The 19,572-nt window shown below is 63.8% G+C and carries 22 protein-coding genes; 12 read left to right on the top strand and 10 right to left on the bottom strand.

The genetic code is table 11. The annotated features are described in order from the left end of the window. The first annotated feature begins 122 nt into the window (after positions 1–122). Positions 123–521, top strand: a complete 399-nt coding sequence (locus tag K5R33_RS03420; protein ID WP_220747560.1) for a DNA-binding transcriptional response regulator — start codon at positions 123–125, stop codon at positions 519–521. Positions 522–646: 125 nt separating this feature from the next. On the opposite strand, the gene K5R33_RS03415 is transcribed toward K5R33_RS03420, so the two are convergent. Further along, entirely contained in the window at positions 647–1,639 is a 993-nt protein-coding gene (locus tag K5R33_RS03415) for a glutathione S-transferase family protein (RefSeq protein WP_220747559.1), read from the bottom strand. Between the two features lie 147 nt (positions 1,640–1,786). On the opposite strand from K5R33_RS03415, the gene K5R33_RS03410 reads away from it, so the two are divergent. Beyond that, a complete protein-coding gene (locus K5R33_RS03410) occupies positions 1,787–3,061 on the top strand; it encodes an MFS transporter (RefSeq protein ID WP_220747558.1) in 1,275 nt (424 codons plus the stop codon). Here K5R33_RS03410 and K5R33_RS03405 read toward each other — a convergent pair. The 5 genes from K5R33_RS03405 to argH form a co-directional block, all read right to left on the bottom strand. Further along, a complete protein-coding gene (locus tag K5R33_RS03405; RefSeq protein WP_255576051.1) occupies positions 3,024–4,070 on the bottom strand; it encodes a hypothetical protein in 1,047 nt (348 codons plus the stop codon). The genes K5R33_RS03410 and K5R33_RS03405 overlap by 38 nt on opposite strands. 8 nt (positions 4,071–4,078) lie before the next feature. Continuing rightward, positions 4,079–4,549 carry a transcription elongation factor GreA gene (gene greA, locus K5R33_RS03400; protein ID WP_220747557.1) on the bottom strand — a complete coding sequence of 157 codons (471 nt, stop codon included), beginning with the start codon at positions 4,547–4,549 and terminating at the stop codon, positions 4,079–4,081. A gap of 105 nt (positions 4,550–4,654) precedes the next feature. Continuing rightward, complete coding sequence (locus K5R33_RS03395) at positions 4,655–5,278, bottom strand: HAD family hydrolase (protein ID WP_220747556.1); 624 nt, start codon at positions 5,276–5,278, stop codon at positions 4,655–4,657. Between the two features lie 174 nt (positions 5,279–5,452). Further along, positions 5,453–5,602 carry an argininosuccinate lyase gene (locus K5R33_RS03390; protein WP_220747555.1) on the bottom strand — a complete coding sequence of 50 codons (150 nt, stop codon included), beginning with the start codon at positions 5,600–5,602 and terminating at the stop codon, positions 5,453–5,455. Continuing rightward, entirely contained in the window at positions 5,599–6,987 is a 1,389-nt protein-coding gene (argH, locus tag K5R33_RS03385; RefSeq protein WP_220747870.1) for an argininosuccinate lyase, read from the bottom strand. The genes K5R33_RS03390 and argH overlap by 4 nt, the downstream gene beginning before the upstream one ends. Before the next feature lie 13 nt (positions 6,988–7,000). Between argH and K5R33_RS03380 the strand changes: the two genes are divergently transcribed. The 4 genes from K5R33_RS03380 (at position 7,001) to K5R33_RS03365 (ending at position 10,928) form a co-directional block, all read left to right on the top strand. After that, positions 7,001–7,543 carry a TlpA disulfide reductase family protein gene (locus K5R33_RS03380; RefSeq protein ID WP_220747554.1) on the top strand — a complete coding sequence of 181 codons (543 nt, stop codon included), beginning with the start codon at positions 7,001–7,003 and terminating at the stop codon, positions 7,541–7,543. A 97-nt stretch (positions 7,544–7,640) separates the two neighbouring features. Next, a complete protein-coding gene (locus K5R33_RS03375) occupies positions 7,641–8,606 on the top strand; it encodes an HpcH/HpaI aldolase/citrate lyase family protein (protein WP_220747553.1) in 966 nt (321 codons plus the stop codon). 72 nt (positions 8,607–8,678) lie between these two features. Further along, complete coding sequence (locus K5R33_RS03370) at positions 8,679–9,893, top strand: LytS/YhcK type 5TM receptor domain-containing protein (protein ID WP_220747552.1); 1,215 nt, start codon at positions 8,679–8,681, stop codon at positions 9,891–9,893. A gap of 72 nt (positions 9,894–9,965) precedes the next feature. Continuing rightward, positions 9,966–10,928: an acetyl-CoA carboxylase carboxyltransferase subunit alpha gene (locus tag K5R33_RS03365; protein ID WP_220747551.1), complete on the top strand. Its 963-nt coding sequence runs from the start codon at positions 9,966–9,968 to the stop codon at positions 10,926–10,928. Between the two features lie 44 nt (positions 10,929–10,972). Here the strand turns inward: K5R33_RS03365 and K5R33_RS03360 are convergent, their stop codons facing one another. Together K5R33_RS03360 and K5R33_RS03355 are read right to left on the bottom strand one after the other, a co-directional pair. Continuing rightward, positions 10,973–11,209 carry a DUF8831 family protein gene (locus K5R33_RS03360; RefSeq protein WP_220747550.1) on the bottom strand — a complete coding sequence of 79 codons (237 nt, stop codon included), beginning with the start codon at positions 11,207–11,209 and terminating at the stop codon, positions 10,973–10,975. Then, the gene (locus K5R33_RS03355) at positions 11,170–11,601 is read right to left on the bottom strand and encodes a thiol-disulfide oxidoreductase DCC family protein (RefSeq protein ID WP_220747549.1); all 432 of its coding nucleotides are present in this window, start codon (positions 11,599–11,601) and stop codon (positions 11,170–11,172) included. The genes K5R33_RS03360 and K5R33_RS03355 overlap by 40 nt, the downstream gene beginning before the upstream one ends. A gap of 59 nt (positions 11,602–11,660) precedes the next feature. On the opposite strand from K5R33_RS03355, the gene K5R33_RS03350 reads away from it, so the two are divergent. The 3 genes from K5R33_RS03350 (at position 11,661) to K5R33_RS03340 (ending at position 13,541) form a co-directional block, all read left to right on the top strand. Then, a complete protein-coding gene (locus K5R33_RS03350) occupies positions 11,661–12,368 on the top strand; it encodes a M48 family metallopeptidase (protein WP_220747548.1) in 708 nt (235 codons plus the stop codon). 46 nt (positions 12,369–12,414) lie between these two features. Next, entirely contained in the window at positions 12,415–13,200 is a 786-nt protein-coding gene (locus tag K5R33_RS03345) for a CE1 family esterase (RefSeq protein WP_220747547.1), read from the top strand. 68 nt (positions 13,201–13,268) lie between these two features. After that, on the top strand, positions 13,269–13,541 hold the full coding sequence (locus tag K5R33_RS03340) for a DUF6455 family protein (RefSeq protein WP_220747546.1): 273 nt from the start codon (positions 13,269–13,271) through the stop codon (positions 13,539–13,541). A gap of 47 nt (positions 13,542–13,588) precedes the next feature. Here the strand turns inward: K5R33_RS03340 and rimO are convergent, their stop codons facing one another. Beyond that, positions 13,589–14,959: a 30S ribosomal protein S12 methylthiotransferase RimO gene (gene rimO / locus K5R33_RS03335; RefSeq protein WP_220747869.1), complete on the bottom strand. Its 1,371-nt coding sequence runs from the start codon at positions 14,957–14,959 to the stop codon at positions 13,589–13,591. A gap of 133 nt (positions 14,960–15,092) precedes the next feature. Between rimO and K5R33_RS03330 the strand changes: the two genes are divergently transcribed. The 3 genes from K5R33_RS03330 to pssA all read left to right on the top strand — a co-directional run bounded on the left by K5R33_RS03330 (position 15,093) and on the right by pssA (position 18,684). Beyond that, positions 15,093–17,093 carry an AsmA family protein gene (locus K5R33_RS03330; RefSeq protein WP_220747545.1) on the top strand — a complete coding sequence of 667 codons (2,001 nt, stop codon included), beginning with the start codon at positions 15,093–15,095 and terminating at the stop codon, positions 17,091–17,093. A 165-nt stretch (positions 17,094–17,258) separates the two neighbouring features. Further along, positions 17,259–17,954, top strand: a complete 696-nt coding sequence (locus K5R33_RS03325; RefSeq protein ID WP_220747544.1) for a phosphatidylserine decarboxylase — start codon at positions 17,259–17,261, stop codon at positions 17,952–17,954. A gap of 31 nt (positions 17,955–17,985) precedes the next feature. Continuing rightward, positions 17,986–18,684, top strand: coding sequence for a CDP-diacylglycerol--serine O-phosphatidyltransferase (pssA, locus tag K5R33_RS03320; protein ID WP_255576052.1), 699 nt, complete (start codon positions 17,986–17,988; stop codon positions 18,682–18,684). Between the two features lie 173 nt (positions 18,685–18,857). On the opposite strand, the gene K5R33_RS03315 is transcribed toward pssA, so the two are convergent. After that, the gene (locus tag K5R33_RS03315; RefSeq protein ID WP_220747542.1) at positions 18,858–19,484 is read right to left on the bottom strand and encodes a GcrA family cell cycle regulator; all 627 of its coding nucleotides are present in this window, start codon (positions 19,482–19,484) and stop codon (positions 18,858–18,860) included. Positions 19,485–19,572: the final 88 nt, after the last annotated feature.

Genomic DNA, 19,572 nt, shown 5'->3' with positions numbered 1-19,572 from the left:
GCTGTGCCCAATCGGCGGATTGAGGGGCGGTTACGTTCACGTCAGTATTCCTTAACCCCGTGTTAACCAAACTGCCCGTAGGCCTATGCCCGGGAAGGTGGGGAAAGCGAAGGATAGACGTCATGCAAGATGCCACCGCTATGCCGGTCGTGCTCTGGGTTGGATCCGGGCCGCCGACCCTAACCGCTGATCAGGAGACACCCTACGCCGGGTTCCGGGCGGAAATCGCCAGGAGCCAGGCCCAAGCCGTCGCCATGATGTTCGAGCTGTCGCCCGCCGTCGTGTTGATCGACCTGGGTCTCAGCGATGGAAGCCCGCTGGCGGTCGCCGATTTCGCCAACTATCGCCACCCAGAGGCTCGGGTGATCTTCATGAGCGACAGCGCCATGTTCTCTGACGGGTCGCTGTTCAACCATTGCACCAATGTTCACGCCCATGTCGCGCGTGGCATGTCGGAGCCGGACATGGTTGCCCTCGTCTCCCACCATGCCGAGGCCGGGGGCGGGCGACGACCAGGCTAGGCCGTCGCGTAGGGCGCCACGGATGCTCCGCCGCGCGGCTGATCGGACAAAACCTCTGCCGATGAAAGGTCCAACGACGACCGCCAACCTACCGCGCCAGTTGGAGGCCTGTTCCGCGTGTCAGGTCAGGCCACCGCGTCCAGGTGGTCCCGTCCATGGGGGGCCATCCAGTCAATCTCTGGATTGATGGGGATGATCCTGTGCGGGTTAATGGTCTCGTGGCTGTAGTGATAGTGACGGACGATGTGATCCATCCCCACGGTCGCCGCGACACCGGGCACCTGGAACAACTCCCGCGTGTAGGGCCAGAGGTGTTCAAAGTCGATCAAGCGCTTCCGATTACACTTAAAGTGCAGGTGATAGACCGGGTCGAAGCGGACGAGCGTGGTGAACAACCGCCAGTCGGCTTCGGTCAGGCGGTCCCCCGCCAGATAGCGCCGCTGTCCCAACAGGCCATCGACCCAGTCAAGGGCTTCGAACAGGGCGGTTACAGCTTCGTCGTAGGCGCTCTGGCTTGTGGCGAAGCCCGACTTGTAGACGCCGTTGTTGATATCCGAATAGACGCGCGCGTTGATCCGGTCGATCTCTGGCCGCAGATCATGGGGGTAGAAGTCCTGGCGGTTCCCGGTCAGCCCATCGAAGGCGCTGTTGAACATGCGGATGATTTCGGAACTCTCGTTCGACACGATGGTGTTTTGGGCCTTATCCCAGAGGACAGGCACAGTGACCCGTCCGGAGACGTCGGGTTTGGCCCGCGTATAGATATCGCGCATGAACGGCAGCCCAAACAGACGGTCGCCCGTGGCGCCATGGTCGTCGGTCTCAAAGGTCCAGCCATCGGACATCATGTCCGGATGCACCACTGAGACATCGATGAGCTGATCCAACCCCTTGAGAGCCCGGAACACCAACGCCCGGTGTGCCCAGGGGCAAGCAAGCGAGACGTAGAGATGGTACCGGCCTGCTTCGGCGGCGAACCCGCCTGTGCCGCTGGGGCCCGCCACGCCGTCTGGGGTAATCCAATTCCGGAACCCAGCCGTCGAGCGCACAAATTTCCCGCCGGAGGATTTGGTGTCATACCAATCATCGTGCCAGGTGCCATCAATCAGTTGACCCATCGTATCCTCCTGCGTGTTGTGGTCTGGAGTGTATGTGCCGCCTTTGGCCACGGCATAAACCACGGCCAGCGCGCAGGGCTTGCGCGGGGGTGAACACCCGCTGGGCATTGTCAGGTGGTCCGAGCAGTTCTCGACGGAGCGTTCTAGATGTCGCCGATCCACCGTTTGATTATTGCCTCAGGTCTGACGAACTTGGGCGATGGGATCATGGTGCTGGCCTGGGCCTGGGTGGCGTCTTTGCTGACGCGCGATCCGTTGCTGGTTGCCTTGGTTCCTGCGGCGGTGCGTGTGCCCTGGCTGCTTCTGGCCCTGGCGGCTGGCGTGATGACGGATCGGCTGGATCGCCGCGCGCTGATGGCCTCAGCCGATGGTGTGCGGACGGTGGCCTTCGCCCTCTTGGCCTTGGCGGTTTGGGTCACAGGGCCCTTGCCAGAGCCCCCCGCGACCGGCGTTTCGGTGCCCGCATTGGGTGGCATTCTGGTCTTGACAGCGCTGGTGGTTGGCTGCGCCGAAGTCGTTCGTGACAGTGCCGCCGGGACCATGGTGCCCAACCTCGTCCCATCGTCGCAGCTTGAGAAGGCCAACGGACAGATCGCGTCGGTCGAGACGGTTGGGAACGACCTGGCGGGCCCGGCGCTGGGCGCCTTTCTGGTGGCCGCAGCGGTGGCGGCGCCCTTTGTGGTGGGGGCAGGGCTTTATATGCTGGGCGGTGTTCTGGTGCTGGGCCTGGCGGGCCAGTTTCGCGCGCCGCCCCGCCCCCGTGCCTCCATGCGACGCGATCTGGCCGAGGGTCTAGCGTTTCTGCGGACCGAGCCGCTGTTGATGAAACTGGTCTGGATTACCGCGACCTGGAACCTGTTTGCCGAAATGGCGCTGGTCGGGCTGGTCCTGCATGGACAGGAGAACCTGGACCTGACCGCGCCGGAGTATGGCGTTGTCCTGGCCCTTGGCGCGCTTGGTGGGGTTTTGGGCGGTTGGCTGGCCGATGGCGCGGTGACGCGGTGGGGTCCTGGGCGCGTGGCGCAATTCGGCTCGATCATCGGTGTCCCGGTTTTTCTGGCGATTGCCTTTGCGCAGGGACCCGGACTGGTGGCGCTCGGCCTCTTCCTGTTTGGTCTGGGGGGTGTGCTGTGGAATGCGGTTTCCACCTCCTACCGGCAACGGCGCTTGCCCAACGCACTGCGGGGACGGGTTGGCGCGATCTATCGGCTTGCGTCGTTCGGAGCGGCGCCGCTGGGTATGGTCCTGTCCGGCGTGCTCGTCCGATGGGGAGAGGCCATTGTCGGGCGCCCCCTGGCGTTGCTTTTGCCATTCGGCGTGGCTGCCCTTGGTATGGCGGTGTTGAACGCCCTGATTTGGCGCCAGATTGGCACGGGCTTCGCCGTCAGTCGAAACTGCCCGCCACCTGACCACACAACATAAACGCGCGACCCGTCCGCGTGTTGATCAAGCGCATGATTTCGCCGTCGGTGGCATGGTCGCAAAAGGTCGAAAACGCCTGGTCGAAGGTCCTCAGGAACGTGTGGACCGCGTCGCGGAACACGGCGTCATCCTTCATCCGCCCGAGCGTCAGCGCGAGGCCCGTACGATCCCGGATCCCGCCTAGGGCCGCCATGTTTGTGCCGCGCAGACCTTGGGCAAAGCCGCGCCAGGTTGCGGCATCGGCGTGATGGACCGACAGGTCGTCCATGAAAATTCCATCCTGACTGAAAAGGGTCAGCAGGTCTTGGGCCGCGCTGACCAATTGCGCGGTTGGGCGATGGGCCAAGGCCTGTCGGAGGACGCGAAATCCTTCGGTGTCCCGTTCGTTTTCCGGGAAGTTCAAGGCACGGATGAAGTCATCGGGCGGCAGGGGGTCGCCGTCTTCCGGGACTTGCCCCAGGGCCAAGCCAGGTTGCGGTTCAGGCGTCGGACGCACGGGTGCTGTGAGTACGCGTTCTGGGGGCGCCTTGTCCTGATGCAGGCCAGCCACCTCCGCGCCGAGGACTGCCTGCGCCTTTGCTACGGCGTCGATCTTCTCTTCCATCGACCGCTTCAGGGATAGGCCGGACAGTTGTTGCTGATCCACGTAGGATAGGCGCATGGCATCGATGGCGGCCTGCAAACGCGCGCTTTCCTCGCGCATGGTGCGGGCCGTACGCGCCGCTGCGGCGGCGACCCAAATGAGCGCGACCGGCAGGAAAACGCCAAGGATTGTCATCATGAAGCCGAGCGGGTCGCTGGCAGACACCCGCGCTTGCACGGGGTCTAGCGTCAGAAAGAACCACCCCACCAACCCAAGCCACAGAAAGCTGAGCACCACGCAGGCAATCTCGGTGGTGGCGATGGCGCCTTTTGGCGAGGTGGACAGCGTTGGGCGGACCGCAGGTGCCATGTCCCCGGCGGCCAGTCCGGGGCGCTTTGGCGGTATAACCTGTGGACCGTCAGACACCTTGGCGCCTACTTGTAGAGGACGGCTGTGACTTCGTAGTCGCGCGTCCCACCCGGCGTGCGAACTTCGACGGAGTCGCCTTCTTCCTTGCCAATCAGCGCGCGGGCGAGCGGGGACTTGATGTTCAAAAGGCCGTTCTCGATGTCGGCCTCCTGTTCGCCGACGATCTGATAGGTCTTTTCTTCCTCGGTGTCCTCGTCGACCAGGGTCACGGTCGCGCCAAACTTGATCGCGCCCGACAGGGTAGCTGGGTCAATCACCGTCGCGAGGGAAATCAGCCCTTCCAACTCCTTGATCCGCCCTTCGATAAAGGACTGCTTTTCGCGGGCAGAGTGGTATTCCGCGTTCTCCGACAGGTCACCATGCTCGCGCGCTTCGGCGATGGCACGAATGATGGCGGGGCGTTCGACCGACTTCAGTTGCTTCAATTCGGTTTCCAGTGCGGACAGGCCGCGCGGCGTCATCGGAATCTTTTCCAAGGGTCTCTCCTGGCGCGCCGGTCACGCGCGCTGCTGCTCTCGTTTCCGTGAGTCTAGGAGTCCGTGCGCATGCGCGCAACAATCCTCGGACGACTTAACCGCAGATCATACCCGCGCGGCCCGCTGTTCCCCGAGTCGTTGGCATAGCGCACCCAATGGGTCGGGTTTTGTCGGCGCCAGGACGGACAGATCCATGACCTGCATCCCCGTTGCGCGGGCCGCGCTGACACCGGCGGGCGTGTCTTCGATGGCCAAGCAATCTTCGGGCGCCGTGGCCAGCATTGCGGAGGCCAAATAGAAGGCATCGGGCGCGGGCTTCGGCGCGGTCACGTGATCGGCTGTCACAATCGTGTCGAAAATCTCGGGCGACAAAGACAGCCCCTTGAACACCGCCTGCAACCAAGATGACGGTGTCGTTACCACGATGCCCAAGGCCACATTTCCCTCGTTGGCCGCCGTGATCAGACCCTTCAACCCCGGATGGGGACGGAGGGGGCCATCCGAAAGCGCCTTTGAAAAGAAATGGTTGCGCGCGTTCAACACGCTTCCGACATCGACGTTGCGAGACAGTCCGTTTGGTGTCGCCAGACCGGCAAGCCGTTCGATATAGGCGGGGCTTGAGGCCTGAAAGATCAGGCCATGCTCACGAAACGCGTCGCGGAACGCCTGTGCCCTGAGCGCAGCCGTATCGGCAAGGAACCCAACGGATCCCAGCAGAATAGATTTCATCGGAACACTGCTCCGGCAAGCGCGACGGTCATCGCGCGGTCTTCGGTCGCTCACCCACTATCAGACAGGGGCTGTCCGGGCGGATCAAGGGGAAAGCGCAGAAAACCTTCCGGGTGGGCAGAAAAAGGGCGACGACCGGCAGTGTTCGGTCGTCGCCCGCGCATGTGTTACCGCTCAGAGCGTGCCGCCGACCCCTAAGCTGGCGGAGCCGGTCAATGAGATACCCGTCGATGTGGCCTCCGCCTCGGCTGGGGCAACGGGCTCTCCGTCAACACCGCAGGCGGCGAGGCTCAGCAGGACCAGGGGCAAGATAAAGCGTTTCATGATAGGACCTTTCTCCAGCGTGCCGCTTGGGCACGCACATTATCAGGGGCCGTCCCGCCATAAGACGTGCGAGAGGCGACGGACTTATGAACACCAAGAACCTCGAACACGTCAGACGTAATGGCTTCGTGCACATCTTGCATCTGTTTTAAGGTCAGATCGGAAAGGTCGATGCCGCCGTCCTCCGCCATTTTGACCAGCGCGCCCGTCACATGGTGCGCCTCGCGGAAGGGCAGGTCGAGCGCCCGGACCAGCCAATCGGCCAAGTCCGTCGCAGTTGAGAACCCCGAGGAGGCGGCGGCCTCCAGACTGTCCTTCTGGGCCACCATGTCACCCACCATCCCGGTCATTGCCGCCAGCGCCAGCATCAAACTGTCGGCGGCGTCAAAGACCTGTTCTTTGTCTTCTTGCATGTCCTTGGAGTAGGTGAGCGGTAGCCCCTTCATCACGGTGAGCAATGCAACCTGGGCGCCCAGGATCCGCCCGATCTTTGCGCGCAGCAATTCTGCGGCGTCGGGGTTACGCTTTTGCGGCATGATGCTGGACCCGGTGGACCAGCGGTCCGACAGGCGCACGAAGCGGAACTGGGCGCTGGACCAGATCACAAGCTCCTCGGCGAGGCGGCTCAGGTGCATGGCGCAGATCGAGGCGGCGGAGAGGAATTCCAGGGCGAAATCACGGTCTGACACGGCGTCGAGCGAGTTGGCCGCCGGGCGGTCGAAGCCCAGGGCCTCCGCCGTCATGTCGCGGTCGATGGGGAAGCTGGTCCCGGCCAGGGCCGCGGTGCCAAGGGGGCATTCGTTCATGCGGCGGCGCGCGTCCTGGAACCGGCTCAGATCGCGACCAAACATCTCGACGTAGGCTAGCATGTGGTGGCCCCAGGTCACAGGCTGCGCCGTTTGAAGGTGGGTGAAGCCGGGCATGACCCAATCGGCGCCCGCCTCGGCCTGTTCGACCAAGGCCGTCATTAGGCGGGGCAGGGCGTCGATGGCCGCATCGGCCTGGTCCCGGACCCACATGCGGAAGTCGAGTGCCACTTGGTCGTTGCGCGACCGCGCGGTGTGCAGGCGGCCTGCGGGGGCGCCGATGATTTCGGTCAGGCGCGCCTCGACGTTCATGTGGATGTCTTCCAGCGCGGTGGAGTATTCGAACGTCCCGCCCTCGATCTCTGACAAGACCGTGAGAAGGCCTTCCCGGATGGCTTCGGCATCGCTAGCTGTCACGATGCCTGTGGCGGCGAGCATCGCGGCATGGGCCCGCGACCCTTCGATGTCCTGCTTGGCCATGCGACGGTCGAAGCCGATGGAGGCGTTGATCGCCTCCATGATGGCGTCGGGCCCTTCTGCAAAGCGGCCACCCCACATGGCGTTGGAAGACTTGGACATCGGACCCTCGATCATGCTGCGTTCTCTTGCCTTTGGGCTATACGGCCTGGCCGTGACACTCGCCACCCCTGCGGCGGCGCTCGACCCGGCGTTGCTGACGGGGACGATGGCCAAGATGCAAATCGATGACCCTTGGCGGCCCAGTGTCGAGACATTTGCCCAGGCCGATAGCACCCGTGGACGGTTGTCGGATTACGCCGGGGACGTGGTCGTCCTGAACTTCTGGGCCACCTGGTGCGCGCCTTGCCGGGCCGAGATGCCATCGCTGCAAGCCCTGCAGGACGCGATGGAGGACGACGGCGTGGAAGTCGTCACAGTCGCTTTCGGCCGCCACAACCCCATGCAGATGAAGCGGTTCTGGCAAGACGCGGGCATTACGTCTCTGCCGTTGCACTTGGATGCAGGGGCGGAGTTGGCCAAATCCATGGGGGTGCGCGGGCTGCCCCACACCTTTATCCTAAACCGGCAAGGCGCGGTTATTGCACAATTGGCCGGAGAGGCGGACTGGGCCGCCCCTGAGACCATGGCCCTGTTGCGTGCAGCCCTCGCGGAGTAAGCATCGGTCCCATGCTGCGCCGCGGCGCTTGCAATCATCCGAGACAGAATGTAGCGCCTGACTTGAGCATTGCGCAACATCCTTACTCGGAGAGACCATGAGCTTCCGTCTGCAACCCACGCCTCCTGCCCGTCCCAACCGTTGTCAGTTGTTTGGACCGGGCTCCAACACCAAACTGTTCGCCAAGATGGCGGCGAGCGCGGCGGACGTCATCAACCTCGACCTGGAAGATTCGGTTGCGCCCACGGACAAGGATATGGCCCGTGCCAACGTGATCGAGGCCATCGGCGCCCACGATTGGGGCACCAAGACGCTGTCGGTGCGGATTAACTCGCTGGACACGCCCTATTGGTACCGCGACGTCGTTGATCTGCTGGAGCAGGCCGACGAACGCCTGGACCAGATCATGATCCCCAAGGTTGGCTGCGCCGAGGATATCTATGCGGTCGACGCTCTGGTCACAGCGGTCGAGGCCGCCAAGGGCCGCACCAAAAAGATCGGCTTTGAGGTCATCATCGAATCCGCGGCTGGCATCGCTCATGTGGAGGCGATTGCCGCCGCATCGCCGCGCATGGTCGCCATGTCGCTGGGTGCCGCTGACTTTGCGGCCTCCATGGGGATGCAGACGACGGGCATCGGCGGCACGCAGGAAGACTACTACATGCTGGCCCCCGATGGGGCGCGCCACATGTCCGACCCGTGGCACTGGGCGCAGACGGCGATCGTCGCAGCCTGCCGGACCCACGGTGTTTTGCCCGTGGACGGCCCCTTCGGCGATTTCAGCGATGACGAGGGCTACCGTGCCCAGGCGCGCCGGTCCGCCGTGTTGGGCATGGTCGGCAAATGGGCGATTCACCCCAAGCAAATCGCCCTTGCCAACGAAGTCTTTACCCCTTCCGACGAAAAGGTCGCAGAGGCACGTGAAATCCTCGCCGCCATGGAAGAGGCCAAGGCCAACAATGCGGGTGCCACGGTCTACAAGGGTCGTCTCGTCGACATCGCCTCAATCAAGCAGGCGGAGGTCATCGTGCGGCAGGCAGAGCTAATTAGCGGAAAGTCCTAAGCACTTATGCCTCAGATATGAGGCGAGGCTAAGCTAGACCATCTGGCAGCGACATCTCGGTCGGAGGTTTCCATGCCGGTCACGCCAGACGTTCTCTTCAGCTTCGCGGTGTCCATCGCGGTGCTTTCAATCCTTGTGTTGGGCTATGGCGTAATCCGTCGCGCCTTGCCCGGCACATCCCTGGCTCCCCAAGTCTTGGGTGGGCTATTCGGCGCCGTGGCTGTGGCGCAAATGCACGTCCCGATGGAGCCGATCCCGGGAATCATCGTTGATCTTCGGACTGTTCCCCTCGTGCTGGCCGGTGCTTTTCTGGGTCTGCGCGCGACGGTCATTGCAATGATCATTGCCGCGACCGCCCGTCTGGGCATCGGTGGCATCGGATGGGTCCCCGGCGTTCTTGCGATCATGATCGCGGGAACGTCAGGTCTGTTGTGGACCTATTTGACCCGCGGCAGGACACGGCGGGGGGCGCGCGCCATGCTCGGTTTGGCTGGGCTTGCCTGTCTCCAACTCTCTGCCGTGGTCATGCTTCCGGGGCATATGGCCCTCTGGTATTTGAAAATGGCGGCGCCCATCCTTGTGCCCTGTTATGTCCTTGTGATCCCGCCGCTGGCTTGGGCCTTGGAACGTCATCGTCTGCGCAGCGCGGGGGACGCACGGGCGCGCGGGGCCAAGGCCATGGAATTGAACAGCCTTCTGCCGCCGCCCGAAGCGCTTGCCCGCAGTCTCGCAGCCGCCGAAGTGGCCGGTCATTATCGCAGGGGGGTCACGGTGCTGGGGCTCCGCCTGCCGGGTCGAGGCTTACGCCTTGGCCTTTGGGGGGGAACGGCTGAGTTTAGTATCCTGGCGGATCTGGGGCGCTTCCTGATGGACATACTGCCCGAGGGCGCCACAATTGGCCGACTAGAGAACGATCTGGTTCTGATCTACCTCCCACGACAGACGCCCGATAGTGTTGCGGCCCTCTCCGCAGAACTGCGTGACAGGATCACGCTGCGTCGGTTCGCGGTCCCCGGCATGATGGCCGTTCGGCTGATTCCACGTGTCTCCACATGCTCCTATGCGACGATCCCCACCTTTAGCAGCCTCTCTTCGGACCTGGGGTTGACGTCGGGCCTCCTTGGCGCGCGATGGGCGGAGCGGTGGCAGACATCGCCCGACAGTGACGAGGACACGTCCCACCGGGCCGGTGCCACGACCACGCGTCTGTTTCAAACTGCGGACCGTCTGCTGGAGGCCTGCGAAGTGGACCGCCGCCTGTCCGACCGAGGCTACGATACGATCTGACCGGCACCCGCGTCGTGTTGCATCGCCCGCTGTCCCTGGCCATATGAGGCCAAGATCGAGGGGAAGCAGGCCATGACGTTGTATCTAGATTTCGAAAAGCCATTGTCGGAAATCGAAGGCAAGGCCGAAGAACTGCGCGCCCTCGCGCGGGCCGATGACACAATGGACATCGAAAAAGAGGCCGCGGCCTTGGATGCCAAGGCCCAGGACATGCTTACCCAATTGTACAAGGGGCTGACCCCTTGGCAAAAGGCCCAGGTCGCCCGTCATGGGGACCGCCCCCACTGCAAAGACTATATCGAGGCCTTGTTCACCGATTTTACGCCCCTGGCAGGGGATCGGAATTTTGCCGACGACCATGCTGTGATGGGTGGTCTTGCACGCCTGGATGGCCGCGCGGTGGTGGTAATCGGTCACGAAAAGGGTAACGACACACGAACGCGGATCGAACGCAACTTTGGTATGGCGCGGCCCGAGGGCTACCGAAAGGCCATCCGTTTAATGGACCTGGCCGACCGATTTGGCCTGCCGGTCGTCACGCTCGTGGATACGCCCGGCGCATACCCCGGCAAGGGCGCGGAGGAGCGGGGCCAGTCAGAGGCCATTGCCCGGGCCACCCAGGCGTGCCTTCGACTTGGTGTGCCCTTGGTGAGCGTGATCATCGGGGAAGGAGGCTCGGGCGGAGCGGTTGCCTTTGCGACGGCAAATCGCGTCGCGATGCTGGAGCATTCGATCTACTCGGTCATTTCCCCGGAGGGATGTGCGTCAATTCTCTGGAAAGATGCCGAAAAGATGCGGGAGGCCGCCGAAGCCCTCCGCTTGACGGCCCAAGACCTTTTGAAGCTGGGGGTTATTGACCGCATTGTCGCTGAACCCGTGGGCGGCGCTCACCGGGACCGGAGCGCGGTCATCGATACGGTGGGTGCGGCAATCTCGGCCATGCTGGCGGACCTGGACGGACAAAAACCCGACGATATCCGCCAAGATCGGCGGGCGAAGTTTTTGAATATCGGCAGTAAGGGCCTCGCCGCCTAATCTGCGGGATAGGCGCATTGGCACCGGGGCGATGGCACAGGTGCCTAGTCTTCCCGTCGATACACGCCCTCGGGCAAATCTAGGGCCACCAGCAGATCGCGAACCTGTCCCATGGTCAGGGTGATTTGCACCGGCTGATCCGTTCGTCTGTCTACCTGCGTGAGTGTGATACACTCCTCAAAGGCCGACACAGTGACGTCTTCGGCTGGGGGCGTATCGGCTTCCCCTTCGTCCACCAGCGTTACGATTGTCGCGTCGAACTCGTGTTCGATTGTGAACATGCCGCGTCCCTTCGCTTGGCCATCCGCCGCTTGTGCGCCCGATAGAGCAGGGGCGCCCCGACGCGGTCATACACCCATGACAGGGGTCCGTGTACAACCCGAAACCCGGTTAAGGTCGCAAGCCACCGCATCCGCGGCATCTGCTGCCAAATGGCACGGAAGGCATTCAACCCCGTCAGCAGTTCCCCGTTAGACAAAACGTGCAACCGCTTGGCAGCCGTGTCCGCATCCAAGCCCCAGGCCGCCAGCTCAGGACCGTTGAGGTCATCAAACCGCAGGGGCAGGGCGTCGCGATCCGCCCTCGCGCGATAGTGATCGATCTCAAACGCACAGACCGGACATGACGCATTGTAGAGAACGCGCGTTTCAGATGGGGTATCAGACGCTGACATTGGCACCCTCCGAGTTATACTTGGTTGGACTGCAGTTAGGGCCGCACGAAGGGAATGACATGCGACGCGTTACCGCCACTGTTTTGTTGGTTCTCGCCTTGGCAGGGTGTCAGTCGGTTCCGTCCGAGACCGCACCGCCCGCGACACAATCGGGGGATACATCGGGTCGCGTGTCGGCCTCTGCCGCGATGGTCAATTTCCGCGCAGCCGTTGCGCGCGTCGAGCCGACCGCCGAGGCCATGTGCCGCGACAGAACCCAGGGCATCAACTGCGATTTTCTGGTGCGGATTGATCCCAACCCCAACGCGCCACCCAACGCATTCCAATCCTTGGATCGTGGGGGCAGACCCATCCTCACCTTCACGCGTGCTTTGATCGCGGATGCCCGCAATCAGGATGAGATTGCCTTCGTCATCGGTCACGAAAGTGCCCATCACATAGAACAACACATCGCGCGGCAGCGGGACTCCGCCGTGGCAGGGGCCGTTGTCGGCGGGCTGATCGGGTCGGTGATCGGCGTCGATGCCTCGACTGTGGACGCCATCAGCCAGGCAGGGGCCCAGGTCGGCGCCCGGCGTTTCAGCAAAGAACACGAGTTGGAGGCGGATGCCCTGGGGACGATTATCGCGGCCCGCGCCGGATATGACCCGGTGCGCGGGGCCGCGTTCTTCAACCGGATCCCAGACCCGGGAGATCGTTTTCTGGGAACCCATCCGCCCAATGCCGCGCGTATTGCGACCGTCCGGCGCGTCGCCTCGCAGCTTTGACGGCAACGTGACTGGCCAGGTCATAACGACCGGGGCATGAGGGGCCATGCGCTCGATTTTATTGTCTGCCCTTTTGCCTTTTTTGGCCGCTTCCCAAGCCGCTGCTTGCGCGGGTGAGGACGCCTGTCGTCTCGGGGATCGCACCTACCAAGTCCGCGAGCCTGCGGGCTGGGACGGTGTCACGCCGCTGCCCGTCATGCTGCATTTTCATGGCTGGGGGCGGCAGGGTATTGTTCCGGTCCAAAGCCCGCGCACGGGCCAGGCCGCCGATGCCGCCGGTGTCTTGTTCGTGGCGCCGGATGGGCTGGGCCGGACCTGGGATTTTCGGCGCAGCGGTAGCCGCGACACCCCCTTCGCCGAACAGATCTTAGCCCAGATCGAGGCGGACTATCCCACCACCGACACCCTCATCGTCTCAGGCTATAGTTGGGGTGCGCTGATGGCGGCACGCTTTGCCTGTGAGACCTCGGCCCAGATTGACGCGCTGCTGCTGATTGCCGGGGCATTCTCACCGTCCATTGAGTGCGCAGGTCAGCCGGATCATGTGGCGCAAGTCCATGGGTTGACCGACACGGTCCTTGATTTCCCCTTCGGCCCCAACGGCGAACAGACCTACGCCACGGCCCTTTGGCGAGACCGTCTGGCCTGTGGGGAAGAAACCGACCGCCATGAGTGGCAAGCGGTGAGCTGGTTGACCCATGAGCGGCACGCCTGGACCTGCGCTCTGGGCAGCGTGACCATGGATGTCCATTCCGCCAGCCACCTGATCCCGCGCGGATGGGTGGCCCAGGTCTTGGGCGAGGTGCTGCCAGAGGCGCCGCCCGCAGACTGACTTGCGCTAGATCAAGGCGTGCGTCCCCCTCGGCTGTCACTCTGACGTGACAGAGTTAGGAGGATGCCATGACCCGACCGCACCCCATGGGCGACGCGCGTGAGCATTTGATGTTGATGCGCACGATGGCGGCGCAAACCGGTGCCGATACCGTGCTTGCCTTCGATGAGGGGACGCTCGACGCGCAAAGTTGGGCCGAGGCGGTCACGCGCTGCCGCAATTGTGCCTGGGCGGAGGGCTGCAAGGCATGGCTGGCGCAGGCCTACGAGGGGCGACGCGACGTCCCGAAGACCTGCGAGAATGCCGACCTCATGCAAGACCTCCGGCTGCCGGGTGCCTGACAGGGCTGAGTCCTTTGTCAGCCGCGTCGCCGCAACGCGCGCGCGGCTTAGGCGACGGGCTGCCCCCAGAGGTCGTATTCAGAGGCTTCGTCCACGTCGACCGTGACGATATCGCCCGGCTTTAGGCCATCGAACCCCTCGTCGATGAACAGGTTGCCATCGATCTCCGGCGCATCTGCCTTGGTGCGGCAGGTTGCGCCGTCCGCGTCGACTGCGTCGACAATCACCTCGATGCGCTGTCCGACCTTCGCGGCCAATTTGGCCGCTGAAATCGCCTGGGCCTTTTCCATAAAGCGGGCGTGCCGTTCGGCTTTGATCTCTTCTGGCACATGGTTAGGCAGGGCGTTTGACCGGGCCCCGGCTACGTTTTCGTATTGGAAGGCCCCGACGCGATCCAACTGCGCCTCGTCCAACCAATCGAGCAAGGTCTGGAACTCCGCCTCCGTCTCGCCGGGATAGCCGACGATGAAGGTCGACCGCAGCGTGATGTCAGGGCAAATCCCCCGCCATTCCGCAATACGGTCCAAAGTCTTTTCGGCCGCGGCGGGCCGCGCCATGCGACGCAGGGTGTCGGGGTGGGCGTGCTGAAACGGCACGTCCAGATAGGGCAGCACCAGTCCTTCGGCCATCAAGGGGACCAGATCCCTCACGAAGGGATAGGGATAGACGTAATGCAGCCGGACCCAGGCGCCCAGCGACCCCAGATCCCGGGAAAGGTCCACGATTTCCTGGCCGGCGCGCTTGCTCCGATCTTTCCAATCCGTTCCATAGGCTGATGTGTCCTGGCTGATGACCAACAATTCCCGCACGCCGGCGTCCACGAGCTTTTCCGCCTCGCGCAGGACCGCGCCATGGGGGCGCGACGCCAGTTTGCCGCGCATGTCCGGGATGATGCAGAACTTGCAAGTGTGATTGCAGCCTTCTGAGATCTTGAGATAGCTGAAATGTCGCGGCGTTAGGCTGACGCCAGAGGCTGGCAGCAGATCGACAAAAGGGTCCGGCGCGGGCGGCACGGCCCCATGGACGGCATCCAAGACCTGCTCGTACTGGTGCGGTCCCGTCACCGCCAAAACCTTGGGATGGGCGCCGGTGATGTAATCTGGCTCTGCCCCCAGGCAGCCTGTCACGATCACGCGCCCGTTTTCACGCAGCGCCTCGCCAATGGCATCCAGGCTTTCCGCCTTGGCTGAATCGAGGAACCCGCAGGTGTTCACGATCACCGCCTCTGCGCCCGCATAATCGGGGCTGATGGCATACCCTTCGGCGCGCAGCCGGGTCAGAATACGCTCACTGTCCACAAGCGCCTTGGGGCAGCCGAGCGACACCATCCCGATCTTGGGTTGGCCGGGGCGGGCATCCGTCGGCAGTGTGGCACGGGGCGCGAGGTCTGGGCGAAGGTCTGGCGGGTTTTGGGACATGCCTCGCCATACGCCGAACCGGTGCCGGATGCCACACTTTGACAGGGGTTGCCGCGCGCGACCTCGCATCCCCTTGCGGCGGCGCGGCTGGCGATTCATCTTCGGGCAAAAGCCAACGGTAAGGGTGGTGATCATGAGGTGGCTCTTTCGGATCGTGCTGACGCTCGTGACACTGGTCGTCGTGGCCGTGGTCGCGCTGCTTCTGGTGCCCACAGACCGCGTGGCCAGCTTAGCGGCGGAGCGGTTTCAAGCGGCAACTGGGCGAAGCCTGGTGATCGAAGGACCTGTCCGCGCCACCCTTTGGCCCCGCATCGGCGTTCGAGCCGAAGGCATCCAGATCGCCAACGCGGATTGGTCCGACGCGGGCCCCATGGTCCAGGCCGAGGCGCTGGACATTGGCGTCTCCCTTCCGTCGCTGTTTGGCGAGTCTGTCGTTGTGGAACGGCTAGAAGTGACCGGCGCGCGCCTCATCCTAGAAAAAGCCGCCGATGGACGCGCCAACTGGGAGATGTCTGGACCTGCGAGTCAAGGAAGCAGCGGTCTTCCCGCAGGGGCCGCGAGCCGGCAGATTTCCATCGACCGGGCCATCCTGTCCGGGGCTGACGTCCAATACATTGACCGCGCAACGGGTACGACCACGCGCCTGCGGGCTGTCGATGTCTCCGCCTCCCTGCCAGATTTGACCGGCCCCGTAACTCTGGAATGGTCCGCGCTTATGGGCAGCGTGGCGCTTGGGGGCCAAGCGACCATTGGCGGCCTTCAATCGCTTCTCGATGGGGAACTGACCTCCGTCGCAGGCAGCCTCACGTCGGGCGCGACCCGCATCGAGTTTGACGGGCGCGCCGACGTCGATCCCCTATCCTTGCAGGGTGAGCTCAGCGCCAGCAGCAGCGACGAATTCGCCTTGGTGCAGGCCTTCGGTCTGGCCGCACCGGATGTGCCCTCGGGCCTTGGCGCGGATCGGATCTCGGTGGAAACGACCTTGACCTTCGCGCCTGCCGGCAGCCTCCATCTGCGCGGGTTAGAGGTGGCGCTGGATCAGAACACCCTCTCAGGCGGCGCGGATATCACCTTTGGGACGGATCGCCCAAAGATCACCGCAACCCTGTCGGCGCCAACCCTCGATCTGACCGGCCTTAGCCGCGAAGGGCAGGGTGGCGAATCGGCTCTGGTCGCCGAAAGCGGTTGGGGCCGGGAGGCGCTGGATGTCTCGGGGCTCTTCGCGGCCGATGCCGATATCACCTTTTCGTCCGGCCCGATCACCCTGGGCGATGCCACGCTCGACCGGGTTTCCCTAGCCACGACGGTCGACCGGGGTCGAGCCGTGGTCACCTTACAACCGGTGGTGGCCTATGGCGGGACCGTCACGGGCGAGGTCGTGGTCAACGGTCGCGGAGGCTTGTCGAGCCGGGCCAACCTGGACCTCAAGGGGTTGCAGATGCAGCCGTTCCTGACCGAATTTGCGGATATGGACCGGCTGATCGGCCAGGCAGACGTTAGCCTGCGCCTACTCGGCGTGGGCGACACGATGCAGGCCCTGATGGACAGCCTGAATGGGTCACTGTCGGTCAACATCGGTCAGGGAGAGCTGCTCGGCCTCGACATCCCTGGGATGATCCGAACCCTGGACACCAGCTATCGTGGGCCAGGGCAAAAGACGATCTTCAACGGGGTCTCGGCCAGCTTCGCGGTGTCCGAGGGCGTCGCCCGCGGCGATGATCTGTCGTTTCAGGCGCCGCTGCTGGCGTCTACGGGCGCAGGATCCATCGACATCGGCGCGCAATCCCTCGACTACCGCCTCATGCCGACCCTGCGCCGCAATGCCGACAGCGAAGGCGTCACCGTTCCCATTCTCATCACGGGGGCCTGGTCTGACCCACGCATTCGCCCCGACCTGGAATGGCTTGCCCGGCAGGAGCTGGAGGCCCGCGCCAAAGAGGAAGCCGCCAAGCTCGAAGCCCGCGTCCGCCAGGAGGCCGAGGAGGCGCGCGCACGCGCCGAGGCCCAGGCCCGCTCTCGCATCGCCGAAGAGTTGGAGGTCGACCCAGCCGCCCTCGGCAGTCGGGAAGCGATTGAGGACGCCATCAAAGACCGCGTCGGTGAACAACTCCTGGATTTGCTCGGCAACCGCTGACAGACGGAGGATTTGCTTCTTCTCGGCCCCAATACTCCGGGGTCCGGGGCGGCGCCCCGGTCCCCTCTCGGGCCCAAGCGCGCCGCCTGACGCGGCGCCGCGCCCCCTAGAACTCTGCCGCGCCCCGCGTTATCTGCGGCCCGGTGCAGCAGACCGGAGCGCGTCATGGGTGTAAGCCTCAAGGACACCGTCATCAAACCGATCCACAGCGAAGGGCCAAAGTTCATCGGCATCTTCGCCGTCGTTACTCTGATCCTCTTTGCGATCTGGGAGCCCTTGGGCGTGATCGGCTTGGCGCTGACGATCTGGTGCTACTACTTCTTCCGCGACCCCGTACGCGTCACGCCCATGGATCCTGGCCTGATCGTGTCACCGGCTGATGGTCTCGTGTCTTTGATTGAACCGGCGGTGCCCCCGGCTGAGCTTGACCTGGGCGAGGCGCCGCTGACCCGAGTGTCGGTGTTCATGTCGGTCTTCAACTGCCACGTGAACCGCGCCCCTGTGGCCGGAGACGTGACCGCAATCGCCTACCGTCCGGGTAAGTTCCTTTCGGCGGAGTTGGACAAAGCCTCCGAAGAAAACGAGCGGAACGGTCTCGTCTTGACAATGGAAGACGGCACCAAGATCGGCGTGGTCCAGATCGCGGGCCTCGTGGCACGTCGCATCCTGTGCGAGGTCGACGAGGGCGCGCGCCTCGAACGGGGCGGACGCTTTGGCATCATCCGTTTTGGATCCCGCCTCGATGTCTACCTCCCGGCGGGAACCGCGCCGCGCGTCTTCGTGGGGCAGACTATGATTTCGGGTGAGACGGTTCTGGCCGTTCTCGGCGAAAACACGCCGGGCACCGCGCGGTCTGACTAACATGGGTCGACGTCGTGATCGCGAGGGGCGCGTGCCCCTTATCCTGCTCTTGCCCAATATGGTGACGATCCTGGGGCTGTGTTTTGGCCTCACGTCTATCCGTTTCGCATTTGAGGATAGGTTCGAACTGGCGGCGGGCCTCTTGATGCTCGCAGCGATCTTCGATGGGATCGACGGTCTTCTTGCGCGCCGCCTGAATGCCGCGTCTCCCTTTGGCGCCGAACTCGACAGCCTTTCGGACTTCGTCTGTTTCGGCGTGGCACCCGCGTTGATCGTGTATCACTTCGGGCTCGGGGGCATGGGGGGGACCGGCTGGATCGCGGCTCTGACCTTTGCCATCTGCTGCTGCTTGCGCCTGGCGCGCTTCAACGTTGCGGCAAAGGATGAAACCAACGATGCCGGGTCGTTTACGGGCGTGCCGGCACCCGCAGGCGCCATGCTCGGTCTTTTTCCCGTGACCCTTCACCTCGCGGGATACGTTGATCTGCGCGATGTTCAATTGCTTATCGCAGCCTGGATGCTGTTCGTGGGCGGGCTGATGATCGCACGGTTTCCAACGATCTCGCTCAAAGCCATGCGGATCAGCCGCGACAATGCCGTCTACGTGCTTCTTGCAGGTGCAATCGTGATCGGATTGATGCTGACCCGATTGTGGACGTTCCACGTCGGCGCCTCCGTCCTCTACCTCGGGCTCTTGGCTTGGGGCCTGCTCAGACGCAGACGCGCCTAAGACTGTTATTCTTTCTTCTCGGCGAAAATACTCCGGGGGTCCGGGGGCTGGCCCCCGGTCCGACCTCGGCTTTCCGATGCCAAAGAACTTAAACGAGCGCTGAAACGCGGATGCATCCGCGTTCCGTCGGCGCATTGCGCCGACGCGGCGGGCGGTTTGACACCCTTGGAGCCTTAACGGCGCCGGTCGCGGCGCGAGGACATCGGCTGGAACGCGACGGAGACATGGGCCTCGCAATATGGCTTGCCAGCCTGCACCGGCAGGCCGCAGAACCAGAATTTTTCCGTCGCCGGATCGCCGATGGGCCACTTGCACGTCCGTTCGGTCAATTCCATCAGACTGATCTTCTTGGCGGTCTTCTCGACCGCATTCACCTTGGCCAGGGCCTCGGCGCTGATTTCATTGGCCGAGGGCTGGGGCGGCAAGGGCTGTCCCGCCATCAGCGGCTTGCGCAGTGGCGTAACATTCGTCCCCTGGGGCACGGCCGCCATGGTGCGCGGTTCGTCGTCGTCGTCCTCTTCCTCGACCACTTCGGGTTCCGCAGGGGGTTCGGGCTTCGGCTCTGGCTTCGGCGCAGCGGCCTTCTTGGGCTCAGGTGCTGCGGCAGGCGGAGCAGACGGCGCAGGGGCTGCGGCCTCCTCATCTTTGTTTTGATTGCGATTGGACAGACCAAGGCGATGGACCTTGCCGATCACCGCGTTGCGCGTGACGCCGCCCAATTCCTTGGCGATCTGCGACGCACTGGCCCCTTCGCCCCACATGCGTTTGAGTGTCTCGACGCGTTCGTCGGTCCAGGCCATTCGATGTCTCCAATCCGCTGCTTTCGGTCCAAGGGGCCTGTGCGCTGGTGCGCGTGGTCCCGTCGGAAGCTGCTCTATAGTAAGCCCT

The organism is Jannaschia pagri (assembly GCF_019655435.1).
In the GTDB taxonomy this organism is placed as follows: Bacteria; Pseudomonadota; Alphaproteobacteria; order Rhodobacterales; family Rhodobacteraceae; genus Jannaschia; species Jannaschia pagri.
The sequence above is the reverse complement of the archived record's forward strand: the minus strand, read 5'-3'. Positions and strand labels throughout refer to the sequence as shown.